Annotated in this window: 10 protein-coding genes and 3 tRNA genes; 10 read left to right on the top strand and 3 right to left on the bottom strand. The window is 44.7% G+C overall.

Annotated elements, in window-relative coordinates; all coding sequences use genetic code 11:
- The first annotated feature begins 254 nt into the window (after positions 1-254).
- Entirely contained in the window at positions 255-2,183 is a 1,929-nt protein-coding gene (locus QZU58_RS02965; protein ID WP_294494693.1) for a reverse transcriptase domain-containing protein, read from the top strand.
- Positions 2,184-2,362: 179 nt separating this feature from the next.
- On the opposite strand, the gene rnr is transcribed toward QZU58_RS02965, so the two are convergent.
- A complete protein-coding gene (gene rnr / locus QZU58_RS02960) occupies positions 2,363-5,248 on the bottom strand; it encodes a ribonuclease R (protein WP_294494691.1) in 2,886 nt (961 codons plus the stop codon).
- A 600-nt stretch (positions 5,249-5,848) separates the two neighbouring features.
- Positions 5,849-7,129, bottom strand: coding sequence for an O-acetylhomoserine aminocarboxypropyltransferase/cysteine synthase family protein (locus QZU58_RS02955; protein ID WP_294494688.1), 1,281 nt, complete (start codon positions 7,127-7,129; stop codon positions 5,849-5,851).
- A gap of 917 nt (positions 7,130-8,046) precedes the next feature.
- Here QZU58_RS02955 and QZU58_RS02950 point away from each other — a divergent pair.
- From QZU58_RS02950 to QZU58_RS02935, 4 genes are all read left to right on the top strand, one after another.
- A tRNA-Phe gene (locus tag QZU58_RS02950) sits at positions 8,047-8,122 on the top strand.
- A 7-nt stretch (positions 8,123-8,129) separates the two neighbouring features.
- Positions 8,130-8,205 (top strand) — tRNA-Thr (locus QZU58_RS02945).
- A gap of 15 nt (positions 8,206-8,220) precedes the next feature.
- Positions 8,221-8,296 (top strand) — tRNA-Phe (locus QZU58_RS02940).
- Between the two features lie 159 nt (positions 8,297-8,455).
- Complete coding sequence (locus tag QZU58_RS02935) at positions 8,456-8,812, top strand: RNA chaperone Hfq (RefSeq protein WP_294462551.1); 357 nt, start codon at positions 8,456-8,458, stop codon at positions 8,810-8,812.
- Between the two features lie 292 nt (positions 8,813-9,104).
- On the opposite strand, the gene QZU58_RS02930 is transcribed toward QZU58_RS02935, so the two are convergent.
- Positions 9,105-9,701, bottom strand: a complete 597-nt coding sequence (locus QZU58_RS02930; protein ID WP_294494682.1) for an HAD family phosphatase — start codon at positions 9,699-9,701, stop codon at positions 9,105-9,107.
- Positions 9,702-9,882: 181 nt separating this feature from the next.
- Here QZU58_RS02930 and QZU58_RS02925 point away from each other — a divergent pair, with 181 nt between their 5' ends.
- The 5 genes from QZU58_RS02925 to QZU58_RS02905 all read left to right on the top strand — a co-directional run bounded on the left by QZU58_RS02925 (position 9,883) and on the right by QZU58_RS02905 (position 15,911).
- Entirely contained in the window at positions 9,883-11,313 is a 1,431-nt protein-coding gene (locus QZU58_RS02925) for an FAD-dependent oxidoreductase (protein WP_294494679.1), read from the top strand.
- Between the two features lie 431 nt (positions 11,314-11,744).
- Positions 11,745-12,812, top strand: a complete 1,068-nt coding sequence (gene tssA / locus QZU58_RS02920) for a type VI secretion system protein TssA (protein WP_093141504.1) — start codon at positions 11,745-11,747, stop codon at positions 12,810-12,812.
- An 81-nt stretch (positions 12,813-12,893) separates the two neighbouring features.
- Positions 12,894-13,412: a type VI secretion system contractile sheath small subunit gene (tssB, locus tag QZU58_RS02915; RefSeq protein WP_294462564.1), complete on the top strand. Its 519-nt coding sequence runs from the start codon at positions 12,894-12,896 to the stop codon at positions 13,410-13,412.
- Between the two features lie 11 nt (positions 13,413-13,423).
- Positions 13,424-14,914: a type VI secretion system contractile sheath large subunit gene (gene tssC / locus QZU58_RS02910; RefSeq protein ID WP_294494671.1), complete on the top strand. Its 1,491-nt coding sequence runs from the start codon at positions 13,424-13,426 to the stop codon at positions 14,912-14,914.
- A gap of 484 nt (positions 14,915-15,398) precedes the next feature.
- Entirely contained in the window at positions 15,399-15,911 is a 513-nt protein-coding gene (locus QZU58_RS02905) for a type VI secretion system tube protein Hcp (RefSeq protein ID WP_294494668.1), read from the top strand.
- Positions 15,912-16,059 lie beyond the last annotated feature (148 nt).

Genomic DNA, 16,059 nt, shown 5'->3' with positions numbered 1-16,059 from the left:
CACGCAGGAGGGATATGCATGGAATAAGAGTGATAGTTTTTTTAACATCACCGTTTCTTACGATTCTCATCTACCGCCATCACAGACACATTCCATGTTTATCGTACTGCTGTCGATATATGCATCCCGCAACACGACTAACTGGATCTCACTATTATCATGTCAGTTCCTTATCGGCAGTTTACTGACAACCTAAAACTTTACCTGATGCGGATATTACGGTTTGCAAAAAAACCGGAAACACGGAGTTAGATATGGATTCTTCAAATACGAATACTGAAAAAACAACGGAAGATTTTAAATTCGATTACGATAATCTCTTTTCCCCAAACAATATTCTTGATTCTGTCAGACGCAAGGTTAAGAAAAAGGATTCAGTGTCCATTGGATTGGATCTTGTGGGAGCCAAAAGTTTTTTAAACAGTCTTGATAAAGAGATGGAAATCATTCAGCGAAAAACGGCTGACGGAACATATTCTTTTACAAGGTACCGCATGATGCTTATACCTAAAGGACCTGAAAAGAAGCCAAGAAAAATCTGCATTCCGACAATACGTGACAGAATCATTATCGACCTTATTGCAAAATATCTGAAACATAAATTTCCAGATGCAACCAGAACTCCAACATGCCGAGAGGTAATTTCAGAATTCATAAAAACCAGAAAGAATTATGCCGAATTCTTTAAACTCGACATTACAACCTTCTTCGCATCAGTTGATCACGACCTGCTGATAAAAAAGCTTAAAACCAGGATTTCAGACGTAAAAATTCTAAACCTCATCAGGAAAATTCTTAAAAACAGTTCCTTTGAAACCGAATTAAGAAAATCCGATGAAGAAAACAGAACAAAAGGCATCCCTGAAGGTCTTTCATGTTCCGGAATACTTGCTGACATTTTTCTGAGTGACATTGACAATACATATAAAAACAGAAAAGACATCGCATATTTCCGTTTTGTTGATGACATACTTGTTCTGTGTCATGAAGGAATGATCTCCTCCGTGAGAAACGAGATAACGGGAGATATTACAGCCCTTAAAATGTCCCTTAATGACGAAAAGGATAATCAGGGCTCACTGAACAAAGAATTTCAGTATCTGGGGTATGTTTTTAACGGAGACGTCATTTCCGTAAGAAAGCAGTCGGTCATAAAACATGAAAAAGCAATTGAGAATCTCATAAGACAATATTCAGCAGCGATTCGTCAATACAGGAAATCCTATAAATCCATTCCGGAATCACTGTTTTATGAACTTACAAACAAAATCTCCATTATGTGCGCCGGTGTCATTGTTGATAAAAAACAGATGGGATGGCTATCCTATTATCGCCATATAAACGACATGAAGCTTCTGCACAGACTGGACATGCTGACCAAAAAGCTGTTCAAGCGTTTCGGACTTCCTGCTTATGTCGGCAAAAAACACGTGAGGGCCTTCTACGAAATCAACAGAAACATCACCAACACCAACTATATTTACAGAGTTATTGATACCGGCCGTGCCTCAATCAACAGAACCTCCCTTCTTGACATGCTGACCAAAGCAGGAAGTTTTCTGCTGAATGATGAAGCACGCAAGTCGGGATTAATCTGCAGGGTAAATGTTTCCGACACCTTCTTTAGGACAATACATTCGAAAAATAACGTTCAGGCCCTACAAAAAGAGAAATGCACAGACGCAACCGCTAACGAAAGCGTCGATTCCGATACGGAAACAGACTCCATGACTGACATGGAAGACCAGACCAAACTTCAGGATTCCCAAAAGAAAATCCAAAGCGATGAAACATCAGAAACATCAGAAGCATCCGAAAAACAGGATATCGGGGTTACAGCTACTAATGCGGCTGTTACGGAAGTTCAGGATACGAAGGATTTCTTCGCTGATAATGGCACACCGGACTCCTCCTTCGAAACAGATGACGTCAGTGATGATGACAGTAATATCGTGGAAGTTCTCCGACAGATCAGACAGAAAGGTGAAATCTCTATTGAAGATTACATACTCCTAGCTCATTGTGACGGTTTATCCGAAAAACAACTTCAACTGGTGTCTGCCGAACTTGGAATAAATGATCATCAGGAACTTTTAAGATATTTATCCGAGAATGTAATAATTGAAGAATTTAAAAACGATCCTATTGTCCTGGACGATCTTGAGAACGTTGGCGAATACTGACCACCAAAAAAGTTTCCCGGAACAGATTCATGAAAAGGACATTCCAGAGCAATTAACATCACGAATCCATAAAAAAAGAAGGCTTTCCGCCTTCTTTTTTTAATATGTATTCCTGCTAAACAGGTTTACGTCAGATATTGGAAGATACAGCCACTGAATGACGCCAGCCGGCCTCGGGATTATCCGGCCTGCTTTTCGTTTGCCTTTCCGGCCGATTTCTTAGCGGCTTTTTTCACAGGCTTCTTACCAGATTTCCCGGAACCTGATTTCTTTTCGGTTCCGCTCTTTGCCTTATGCTTTCCGCTGATTTTGGCATGGGGAGCAGACTTTACCCTGCTGACACTGACAACGGAATCCATCAGGTCATCGTCAAGACCGTCAATGTTATTCCAGATTGCCATTGACCTTCTCACTGCCGTGTTGACCGATTCATTATCAACCGCGTCACTGCCTGTGTATTCATTTACGGTCTTCTTTGCCTCTTCGTTTATTGAAGCTTTATTCTTGCCGAAGGTACCGGCAGCAGGAATCATGGTTATCTTCCCGTCATCAATGCTGACATCGGTAATGACAACTGTAATGACGTCACCGAGTCCTACGGAAAAACCTGATTTTTCACCCACAAGACGCATTTTGGTTTCATCAAAGGTCATGTAGTTGTTTGCGGAAATCTGCGATACGTGAATCATGCCGTCTATGTTGAATCTGTTGATTTTCACGAACAGACCGAACGGAGTCACGTTCACGACGGTTCCCGGAAGATTCCTGCCGATAAACTTCTCGATGAACTTGGCCTTAAGCGACAGTTCAACCTCACCGCTGACCTTGTCGGCTCGGCGTTCGGTGGTATTGCAGCTGTCTGACAGTGTTGTCAGTTCAGGCAGTTCATACTTTTTGGCACCGATGGAGGTTACAAGACTTGAGGAATACACTCCTGTTTTTCCCAGAAGATACTTGATTTCCCTGTGAAGCTGTAAATCCGGATATCTTCTGATTGGTGAAGTGAAATGGGCATAATGATCCAGAGCCAGACCGAAGTGACCTTCATTCTCAGGCGTATAGGTGGCAAGAGAAAGAGATCTCAGCATCATCACCTGCAGAATGTCCTTATACGGATTGTTCTCAATCTTTTTCGCAAAAGCGGCATAATCACTGCTTTCAGGTACATCACCGCCGTCAAGACTTAAGCCGTACGGGGTAATGAAGTTTCTGAATGCCGTAACCTTCAGGGCGGCAGGCTTCGGATGAACACGGAACAGGGTAAAGCCCTTATTCTTTTCAACAAAGTCGGCAGCACAGACATTCGCCGCAATCATGCATTCCTCAATCAGCATGTGTGCATCGTTACGCACAACCGGAAGAATGTCGGTAATCTGCTGATTCTCATCAAACACGAATCTGACCTCACTGCCCTCAAACTCAATGCCTCCGCGGTTAACCCTGTCAAGCTTGAGCTCCTTATAAAGAGCATAGAGATTCAGCAGATCATCCTTTAAAGGAACAATCTCAGGATCGGTAACATCCTCCCCGGCAAGAACTGCTGCCACCTCACTGTAGGTGAGACGTGCATGTGAGTTCATTACCGCAGGATAGAATCTGTACTCTCCGATGGATCCGCCCTTTCTGACCTCCATTTCACAGACCATGCAGAGTCTGTCCACGTGAGGATTGAGGGAACACAGGCCGTTGGAGAGCTTTTCCGGAAGCATCGGAACCACGTAATTAGGGAAATAGATTGAGGTTCCGCGGTGCTTGGCTTCATTGTCGAGCGGTGAACCGTTACGTACGTAGAACGATACGTCGGCGATGGCCACGAACAGTCTGAATCCGGTTCCTTCCTTTCGACAGTATACGGCGTCATCGAAGTCCCTGGCGTCAGCACCGTCAATTGTCACGAGAGGCAGCGATCTTAAATCGACACGCTTCTTTGCATCCTTATCCTTTTCCTGAACCTCGTCTGGAATGTTGTCAGCCTGCTTTCTCACGGCCTCATTCCATTCATGAGGAATGCCGTTATTCACAAGAGCAATCTGAATACGGCTGTCTAGACGGGCTCCGTCCTTAAGGTCGTGTTCGACCTCCACAATATAGTCACCTGACGGATGTCTCTTTACGATACGGCAGATAACTATGCTGCCCATGCCGATGCCGTCAACATCTGACAGCTTTCTGAATGCAAAGCGGAGCTGACCGAAACGCGGATCCTCAGGATTAAGCACCGCACGATCCTTGGTCTTGCGCCAGCGTCCGAGAATAAGATTGTGGCGATCCACTGTTGAAACATAGTAGGCAATCCCCGTTCTGCGGTTTCTTACGCATCGTACGGTATCGCCGTGAAACACGGTTGAATCCGGAAGATACAGAATGCAGGTTTCACCTGTTTCGACTGACTCCAGCTTCTTGGAATAGTAAACAATGTCAACTTCCTCAATCTTCTCATATTCATACACAACCTTCCCCTCGATGTTTTCAAGGGAATCGGCGGGAAGAACAATTGTATTTGCCCCGAGATCCACGGGAATAAGAACCTTGCCGGCAGTTAAATCACACCAGGCCTTTTTAATCTCTGTAAGGCCGTACTTTTTGGAAACGCTCTGTCTGTTGATAATCTTTCTGAGATTTCCCAGATATTCACCGTCTGCCGCATTAGGATTATTCAGGGAGGCATTCACGGAATCAAAACCGGCCTTTATAATGGTTCTTTCGGCCGCATATACAACAAGCTCACTAAGCTCCCCGTCTCCAATTTCGGCGTTTGCGGATCCGGCGGTCTTTTTTGAATTCTTACCGGCACTGCCTGCGGCTGCTTTCGAGGCTGAAGAGCCTGTCTTCTTTTTCTTTCCCTGGACCGGTTCAGCAGTGGCGGAAACAGCCACCTTCTCTCCGAGATAAAGTGAAAGAAGATCGGTTACGCCGCTTTCAGCTGCGGTTACACCGGTCTTTGATTTTTCTTTTTTTACTTCTCTGCTGATTTTATTGTCTTTTACGTTTTCTCCGGCTGCGGACTTTTCCGCAGAAATCTTTTTTCCGGAAAACTTCTTGTCTAATTCTTTTTTCACGCTCATGCTTTTCTCTATATTATTTTTCATTCTGCCGTTAATACAAACATGTCTGTTTCTGACAGGTTTCGAGGTGAAGCCGTGATACGCACCTGCGCGTGCCAATCCTTATTAATGAATCACGACTGGGTTATCATTCCGGCTGCGCACACACCGTTGTGTCGGCCGGGGTTTTGCAGTCTAAACTGTTAATGCGAACATCCGTATTATCGATCGGACCGTTCATAATTTAAGGGAATACTGTAATATGTGTTCTGTGGATAACAATGCCTAATCCGGCATTTAAATGCAGTCAGTATACTACCTGCGGATAAAATAGTCGCTGATTTTAGCAGATTAATGTGCTTTTGTTTACTTTTTTAGCACTGTTTATTTTCTGTTTAAAAATCAAACCGTAAACACTCAGAAAAAAAATAACACTTCAAATAAAAATATCGGTTTTTATAAAACATTTCCTGTTCCGGCAATAATCCTAAAATCAGAAATCATTATCAGGACATGACTGCCCTGCACCGGTAACGGTGCCGTGAACGAAACGCAAATGCCGCAGAATTTATTCTGCGGCATTGCGGTTATATCTTCTCTTATATCCTGTGCGGATGCTTATCAGATGCTTTCGAGCGCCTGCTTCAGATCTTCAATGATATCGTCGATGTGTTCGATACCGATTGAAAGTCTGATGGTGTTAGGCTTAATACCGTGTTCAAGCAGTTCTTCCTCATTCAGCTGAGAATGAGTGGTTGAAGCCGGATGAATTGCCAGAGACTTGGCGTCACCAACGTTTGCAAGCAGTGAGAACAGCTTGAGTGAATCGATTACCTTTCTGGCATCATTGATGTCGCCGTCAATTTCAAAGGTAAAAATTGAGCCTGCACCGTTCGGATAATACTTCTTATAGAGTTCCTGCTGTCTTGCATCAGTGGTTACGGACGGATGATTAACCTTACGAACCTTTGGATGACTGTTAAGGAACTGAACGACCTTCAGGGCATTTTCAACGTGTCTTTCGAGACGGAGAGACAGTGATTCAAGCCCCTGGAGGAACAGGAATGCATGGAACGGAGACAAAGTTGCACCGGTGTTTCTTAAAAATACCGCACGGGCCTTAACGATATATGCAGCCTTGCCTGCAGCCTTGGTAAACACCACGCCGTGATAAGAAGGATTTGGTTCGGTTAAAGACGGATATTTACCTGAAGCTTCCCAGTCAAAATTACCTGAATCCACGATTAAGCCGCCCAGTACGGTACCGTGACCGCCTATAAACTTGGTGGCGGAATGAACGACAATGTCAGCACCATGTTCAATAGGTCTGAAAACTGACGGAGGAGTGAAGGTGCTGTCAACAATTAAAGGAATCTTATGTCTGTGTGCAATGGCGGCAAGAGCTTCGATGTCAGCAACGTCTGAGTTAGGATTACCCAGGGTTTCGGCATAAAGCGCACGGGTGTTCTCATCGATTGCAGCCTCAAAAGCTTCCAGATCTGACGGATCAACAAATTTGGTCTTAACACCGTAATCAGGAAGTGTATGAGCAAACAGATTGAAGGTACCACCGTAAATGTTGGATGCCGCAACCACGTTCTGACCGCCGCTTACGGCTGTAAGAACGGCATAGGTAATGGCTGCAAGACCTGATGCGGTAGCAAGAGCACCGACACCGCCTTCGAGAGCCGCAATACGCTGTTCAAGAACATCAACGGTAGGATTGGTAAGTCTGCCGTAAATATTGCCAGGATCTCTTAAGGCGAAACGATCAGCCGCATGCTGGGAATCATTAAACACATATGAAGAAGTTAAGTAGATAGGTACTGCTCTTGCACCGGTTGCGCTGTCCGGCTTTTCCTGACCTGCATGTAACTGTAAAGTTTCAAATCTGTATGACATAATCTGTCTCCTTATCTGTTTTTCTGTAATTCAATTTTTTCGGGGCCTTACGGACCACCTTCAGCTTATCAACCCAGCCAAATCGTGTGACAGGAATTTGTTTGCGGCGTAATTGTGTTTCTTCTTATTGTTTGTTTATTAAAAAAACTTCTTATTGTTTAGTTTGTTTCTGTTTTAGAGTTTTTGTTTTTCTGTTTTATTTTTAATTATCATTCTTTATTGTTTTTGTTATTGTTTAATACGCCGTTACCTTGTTTTATTGTTATTTATCTCCTTATTTCCTATCGATTAACTAGGTTTGAATATACTATACAGAATATTACATACTAATGCAATAGGTTTTATAGAATTAAATTTAAAAATTTTTGGCAGAAAACGTCACAAGCCTTGATTTTAAAGATTTTATACGATAAAAATTTTTTGAAGATTTTTTATTGCCACGTATTTTTTGTGAAATTTTGATTGTTTTTTTACCATTTCCGACTAATCTACAGGGATTTAAACTGAATGATATTCTGAAACGTGTCCGCAAAAACCGTATGTACCCGTCCTGACTTCTGAGGAAGCCCCTCTTCCCCACCCGAGCTTCTCAGGAAATCCGTGGCCGCTGTCCGTGCTCAACAATATATATGAATACAGCAACACGGTGATGATGACGGATGTTACCGGTAAACTGCTTATGATGAAGAAGCAGATGGCTCATCAACCTAATGTAAGAAAAACCTTAGAGACCTTATACCGACAATGTTCAGAGCCGCCAGGTTAAACGTACTGATAACCGGAAAAATGTCATTTTATTAAAAATACGGAATTTACCCGCATATTTAGCATAATATTTAAACAAACAACCCCAAAACAGGATTTTTTTGTAAAAAATATTTGACTTAAAAAAATCATTCTGTAGAATAGCACGTGTTGCCCAGATAGCTCAGTCGGTAGAGCAGGGGATTGAAAATCCCCGTGTCGGTGGTTCGATTCCGCCTCTGGGCACCAGGTTCATGCCGGCTTAGCTCAGTAGGTAGAGCAACTGACTTGTAATCAGTAGGTCAACAGTTCGATTCCGTTAGCCGGCACCACTCAATTCTTCTAATGCCCAGATAGCTCAGTCGGTAGAGCAGGGGATTGAAAATCCCCGTGTCGGTGGTTCGATTCCGCCTCTGGGCACCATTTATTTCCCCTCTTTTCATTCCAGTAAAAATCTAATGAATATTTGATTTTGTGCATTATATTCATCTTTTTTGTTGTCTAATTGAAATTTTAGTATAGAATTTTAGACACTAGGAACAATGAACACATCCTTATAACCATAAAAATCACGAGAATCCAATGACAGACAATTCAATAGACAATCAGAATTCTGAAAGCGCAGAAAACCTTAACTATAAATCATTAGAACAGGCCTTTTCTCTTGGCAACGGCCAGAACACCGCTCTGAACTGGCTCAAGGAAACCAAGCAGACCGTTTCAGTATTTTTAGTGAGCGGCATCAAGCTCGAAGGCGTAATCAGCGGCCACGATCAGTACAGCATGGCACTGACCGACGCTGCAGGAAACCAGCAGCTCATCTACAAGGCCAAGATTTCCACAATCACCATTGCCGGAAATTCTGATAAAGGCCCTCACAGAAACGGATTCAGACCGGGCGGTCACAGACCTCAGAAGACTTTTCAGAATCAGAACTGATAACGCAAATCCCGTCAGTCCGTCTCATGATGTTACTAGATGATTCGGACTCACCTGCCCTTACCGCTTTTATCGGAGAGTATAGGGCATAGACGGATAAGCAAAAAAACGGACGGCACTCATTTTCAGAGGATGCAGTCCGTTTTTACGTATGTGTGAGCAGGATTATTTCCGATGTTATGCCGTCTGCCCTACCGTCCATCCCAAGGCGTATTTTCACTTCCTGGATACCTGCAGGGATTCCCAGACGCAATACTTCGTCTCCCAAACTGAACAGTGAAACAGGTAAGCTTTAGAACTGGGGTACTCCGTCCACAATCTTTATGAGATTAAAGCCTCCGTTTACCGCCGCCTCAAACCCGAAAAACGAATCCTCAAAAACTGCGCTTTCGGAAGGCTCTGCATTAAACGCTTCAGCGACCTTCAGAAATGTATCAGGATGAGGCTTGTGATTGCTGACGTCATCTGCGGAAACTATCACGCTGATGTAGTTTTTAAGAATGGTATTCCCTACTATGTATTCGGCATTTGTGCGAAGTGTCCCAGTACCTATTCCCATGGGAATGGAGTGTGCTCTGGCATAATCCAGAAGCTCCTTCATTACCGGGTATACCTCAACATTCTTAATATTTTCGAGATAGTGTCTTGTCTTGATTGCGGCAAGCTCATGAGGATCTGAGAACGGAAGATTATGTTCCCTTATCAGTATGGTGGCAATCTTATGACTCGGTACGCCTCCGTGCTTATACATCCATTCCCTGTCCGGAACAAATCCGAACGGCTCCACGGCCTTTACCCATGCGCCGTAATGAAACGGCATGGAATCAACCAGCGTTCCGTCCAGATCAAAAATCAGACATTTATACTGAAGAAGTTTCTCAAAATTCATAAATATCCCGAAATAGTCGCATTACATGATTAAGGCGTTCATCCTGTGCCATACACGGCCGTCACCGGCCCGAGACATTCTAGCAAATTATCCACAGGTGACAACACTCTTTAAGCCGAAAATAATTGTCTCGGGACGGTCAACATAAGTATAATAAATCATAAAAAGAAAGGACATTGCCATGAGACACATCTCTGTTGATACTGTAATTATAGGAGCCGGCACTGCCGGTATGCAGGCATACAAGACCGCAGTTGAAAATAATGCAGATACAATAATCATTGAACAGGGACCTTTAGGCCCGACCTCAATAACCTCAGGATGTGTACCTTCACAGCTGCTTCATGAAATGGGACGCCAGTTCTCATCAAACAGCACTCCCATGCTGACCATGACCCTATACGGCAAGTCAGCGGACAAACAGCTCGAACGCAGTGAAATACTCAACTCCGTCAGAAATGAAAAAAGAGCCTTTCTGGATCAGTATATCAAGGAGTTCTACACCATTCCTGAAGACTGCCGCATCATGGGCAAGGCCTTTTTCATTGATCCCTACACCGTGGCAATCGAGGGCACTGATACCACCATATCTGCAAGAAGCTTTGTAATAGCCACAGGTTCAAAGCCCTATATTCCTGCGGAATTTCAGAGAATCGGCGACCGTGTAATCACCAGCGGGGATCTCTTCGAACTGAAGGAACTTCCGCAAAGCATTGCCATTTTCGGAACCGGAAGCATTGGTCTCGAACTCGGTGAATATCTTACAAGATTAAACGTTAAGACGGTAATATTCGGGAAGGGAGAAATCGGTCACCTTACCGATCCGAAGGTTGCGGCATCAGCACTGAATGCCATTAAGGAACGCGTGTTCATCGTGCCTTACGGCCGGTTCACCACCATGGAACAGACCGATGACTCCGTCGTAATCTACTATCTTGACGAAACCGATCATGAATGTTACCTGAAGGTGGACTATGTTCTCTGCGCCACCGGAAGAATCCCGAATCTGGATGATCTGCAGCTTGAAACCGCAGGCATTCAGCTTAATTCACTCAACCAGGCATACTGTGACGAGGAAACTCTTCAGACCAGCGTTCCGCACATTTTTATTGCGGGAGACACCACCTCATCCGCAAGAAGCAACCTGCAGAAAGCCCTGTATCAGGGAAAGATTGCGGGAGCTAATGCCGCAACATATCCGAGACTGTATCAGACCTGCAACATGCCACATCAGGACATCACCTTCACTGATCCGGAAATCACCGTTACCGGTCTGTCATTTGAGGAAGTAAAACAGTGTGCAAGAACAGGACATAAATTCATTCTTGGTGAAAGCTCAACTGCAGACAACACCACTTCCGTGATAAAGGGATACAGACACGGTCTGGTTCATGTATACTTTGATCGTGAAACCCAACTGCTTTTGGGAGCGGAAATCTGCGCCCCTTATGCACAGCAGATGTCGCAGTTCATTTACGGAGCCCTGTACAACAGACAGACTCTGGATGACCTCATCGGCTACAACTTCTACCACCCTTCCGCCTTTGAAATGCTTACGGAAGCTTTTGAAGATGCGAAGAAGAGCTTTAAGCTGCTGGGGCCCGTAGCCTAGATCGTATCATCTTCCTGCCTCATCTTTTCTCCGCAGGCCGGCTAACCTCCATGCTCAAAATGGATTTAAATAATAAAACGGTCACAATGACTGACCGTTTTATGCTGCCGTACTGCCTCATCCCCCTGCATCCGCACGCTCTGGCTGACACTCCCGGCGGTGTCAGCAGGTTTTACCGAAAAAGCGTTCCTTTCTCATAATCATCAAAGAATCCACAGCTCTACAACCCACGGCCCGGCAACAATCACGACTTCCCCATACCCTTTTAAAAACATCACACTTCTCACTTTTGAATAATATTTATTTTCTGTTTTTTGAAATGAGAAACATGTCACTAATACCCGTGTGATTTCGTGTAACATAAAAATTGGCCTTATAAGCGAACGGCCAACAGAATCAATACACTTAGCGATATTTTAAAGAAACGGAAAATGGATTTACCAAGCACAGAATCCCTGCTTACCCCTCTTCCCGATAATGACACCGGCGAGAATCTGGAATACGATTCCGCGTATCTGCAGATGGAAGAACTTGCTCTTGCCGTTCCGCCAACTGAAATCGGCGACAGCGTAAGCGAAGGAAAAGAACCTGACTACAGGTCTCTCATAAAGAACACCATTGAGCTCTGGAATAGAACCAGGGATCTGCGTGTTGCGGCTTATCACACCCTGGCCGCCTTCTGTCTTAACGGACTTGAAGGCATGAAGCAGGGCCTTTCAATGATAAATTATCTGTGCGGTTCTTTATGGGATAAATGCTATCCCGAACTGGATCCTGACGATGACAACGATCCTACCGAAAGAATCAACATTCTGAGCATGCTCTCCCCAAAGACGGGAAGCTACAACGACCCTATTGATTTCATCGGTCAGTTCCGCAGACACAGAATATGCGACGAACTGCCCTACACCCTAAGAGACGTCCTCATTGCTCAGGGGATTATCACGGCGGAAGCAAAAACTGATTTTTCACTGATGGTGTCCGAATTCAGAAACCTACCGCGTGACATTATTGCACAGAAATCCGCACTGCTTGGTGAAATAAAAGAGCTCCTTGAAAACATCAGAAACAGCATTAACACCAAAACTGGAGACTCTGCACTGCTTAACTTCGAAGCCCTTGATCGGGAAATCGGGCACATGAACAGGTTTCTTGACACCCTGCTCCCTGAAGAAAATACCGCAAATGAAGATACTGCAGTTCCCGTCACGGCAGACACGTCCCAGCAGGGAAATGCCGGAGCATCCAAGACGGCATGCGGGGTAACGAATCTCAGTACCGTCATCATTACTAACAGAAATGATGCTCTGATGATGGTAAAGAAAAGCGCCGAATATTTCCGCAAAGCGGAACCTTCAAGCCCGTTGCCGTACCTTCTGGACAGGGTCCTGAAAATGTCCGACATGAATTTTATCGAGATTCTCACTGAAATCGACAAGGGAGCACTCGAAAAGGTTCGTGAACAGCTTGGAGTTCCAGAGCAGAATCAGGAATATTAATACGGGATTATCAAAAACGTTTTTAAAAATTGTTACCAGTAGTTCATTCAGGATGAACAGTAGAACGAGGAGATTTTAACAATGGCAATTACAAATTCTCAAAAGTTTGTGGGCAAGAACCGCGCCCCTCGCGTTCAGGTTGAATATGATGTCGAACTCTACGGCTCAGAGAAAAAGGTAAACCTTCCTTTCGTAATGGGAGTCATGTCAGATCTTTCCGGGAAACCGGCAGAACCGCTTCCAAACGTGGAAGAACGAAGCTTTCAGGAATTCAACGCCGAGAACTTTGATGACCGTTTAAAGAGCATCAAGCCGAGAGTGGCTTTCTCAGTACCCAACACCCTTACCGGTGAAGGCAACATTGCCGTGGACATTACCTTTGAAAGCATGGATGACTTCTCTCCGGACAAGGTAGCCGAAAAGGTTGAAGGACTCAAGCAGCTTCTCGAAGCCCGCAAACAGCTTTCCAACCTCTTAAGCTACATGGACGGCAAGACCGGTGCGGAGGAACTCATTGCCAAGCTTCTGAAGGATCCCGCACTGCTTCAGGCACTTGCCAAGGAAGCAAAACCGGCAGACGAAGAAAACAAGGCTGAATAAGGAGGAAAAACATGAGCGAAGTTGAAAAATCAGCAGAACAGGTACAGGCTGCTTCAGGTATTGAATTTTCTGAATTTGACCAGCTTCTTGAACAGGAATTCAAGCCAAAATCAGCAGAAGCCAAGACCGCAGTGCAGAGTGCCGTACAGACCCTTGTCGGTCAGGCTCTCGAGAATGCCAATATCGTCAGTGACGATGCAATCAAGACAATTGAAAGCATCATCACCGAGCTGGATAAGAAGCTCAGCACCCAGGTTAACGAAATCATTCACCACAAGGATTTCACCAGTATGGAAAGTGCGTGGAGAGGCGTATCCTATCTTGTCAACAATACAAACACCAACGAATCAATGAAGATTCGCGTGATGAACATCAGCAAGAAAGAACTGCTCAAGACCCTGAAAAAATTCAAGGGCACCTCCTGGGATCAGAGCCCTATCTTCAAAAAGATCTATGAAGACGAATACGGCACCGCCGGCGGTGAACCTTTCGGTGCACTCATCGGTGACTACTACTTCAACCAGACCGGTCCGGACATTGAACTGTTAAAGGGGATCTCCCAGATCGCCGCCGCTGCCCATGCTCCTTTCATCAGCGCCGCGGATCCTTCAATCATGAACCTTGACAGCTGGCAGGATCTTTCAAAGCCCCGTGACATCAGCAAGGTGTTCTCGACCCCTGAATACGCGGCATGGAGATCATTCAGAGAATCTGATGACAGCCGTTATGTTGTTCTGACACTTCCACGCGTACTTTCACGTGCTCCTTACGGTGAAACAACCAATCCGGTTGAAGGCTTTAACTACAACGAAGACACCAACCTCGGAGATTCACAGAACTATAACTGGATGAATGCCGCATATGCAATGGGCGTCAACATCAACCGTTCGTTTACCGACTACGGCTGGTGTGCACACATCCGCGGCGTTGAGTCCGGCGGTGTTGTTGAATCACTTCCTACCCACACATTCCCTACCGATGACGGCGGCATGATTATGAAGTGCCCTACCGAAATCGCAATTACGGATCGTCGCGAAGCCGAACTGTCAAAGAACGGTTTCCTGCCTCTGTGTTACTGGAAGAACACCGACTATGCGGTATTCCTCGGTGGCCAGACCGTGAACAAGCCGCAGGAATATGACAACCCGGACGCAACCGCGAACGCAAATCTGTCAGCAAGACTTCCTTATATTTTTGCCACCTCACGCTTTGCCCACTACCTCAAGTGCATCGTAAGAGACAAGATTGGCTCATTCAAGGAACGAGCCGACATGGAACAGTGGCTGTCCAACTGGATTTCAAACTACGTAACATCCGATCCTAACGCTTCCGAAGAGGTAAAAGCCAAATACCCTCTTGCCGAAGCCAAGGTTGTGGTTGAAGACGTGGAAGGCAATCCGGGATACTACAATGCCAAATTCTATTTAAGACCGCACTATCAGCTTGAAGGTCTCACCACATCACTGAGACTTACCACCAAGATCCCTAGTGCAGGCAAATAGATCATAGTCCTGTATCACGCCATGTGATAATTGCGCGAACCTGACATATGGTTCGCGCAATTTATTTTTAAGGTAAAGCCCCCGTTTTCCATGAAATTATTTCATTCCGTTTCAGAAAGTCCTTCAACAGGAACTCAATTTGGGACAGTTCCCCTCAAAAAGATGCTCTTTCATGACGTTTTTTATCCAGTCATAATCCACCTGAAACCGTTGAAAAATAAGCATGTTAAGCTATTTTATTTATACTGATTTTTCGGTTAAGAATCATACCAACTTTTCACCGTCTAATAACTAAATGTAAAATATTGAAACGGCTTCACAACATGAAAATAAAAGGTGTGACCATGTTAAAAAACGAGATCAAATATTTACCAACAACCCCTACCTTGTGCAAGAATTAAGCCATGAATGCGAAGGTTCAGCAATGAACCAAAGCTTTATTTTGTGATTTTAGTATTTTAATTTTGAAAGCAGGAGTACTGTTATGGCATCTGACTTTTTTATCAAACTCGATGGTATCGATGGTGAATCCAACGATAAGGCCCACGCAAAGTGGATCGAAGTTGTTAACTTCAAGCACGGCTCTGCACAGAACGTAACCTCTGGCCGTACAACCGATGTTTCAGGCAGAGGCACCTTCACCCCGTTCAGCTTTACCCATGCTCTGGACAAGGCCACCCCTAAAATCCAGCAGTTCTGTATGAACGGTCAGAAGATCGCCAAGGTCAGCTTCCAGGTATGCCGTGCCATCGCAGGCGCTCAGGTACCTGTATACGAAGTTACCCTTGAAAACTGCAAGATCGTTAAGGCAGAAGTTGTTTCAACCACTCCGGGTTCAGCACCTGACGTCATCCTTCCTCCGGAAAATTCCGCTTATCCTGTGGAAGTTGTTGACATCGTTGCCGGCAAGATCACCTGGAAGTTCACCGCAATCAAGCCTGACAACACCAAGGACGGCGCAGTTGAAGCTTCATTCAACCAGGTAGAAAACGCCTAAGTTTACACCTGCCGGCCGACACTCGGTTTTCAGGCAAACAGCATAAAAAAGGACGGATAATTTAAAATCCGTCCTTTTTACGCGTTTATGCATATTTATTATCGTTCTCCCAATATTTTTGACAAATACGTCAATTACCTTCATCAAA

The sequence above is a fragment of the uncultured Ruminobacter sp. genome (assembly GCA_902764345.1).
In the GTDB taxonomy this organism is placed as follows: domain Bacteria; phylum Pseudomonadota; class Gammaproteobacteria; order Enterobacterales; family Succinivibrionaceae; genus Ruminobacter.
Note: the sequence above shows the minus strand (reverse complement) of the source record. Positions and strands in the feature narration are given on the sequence as shown.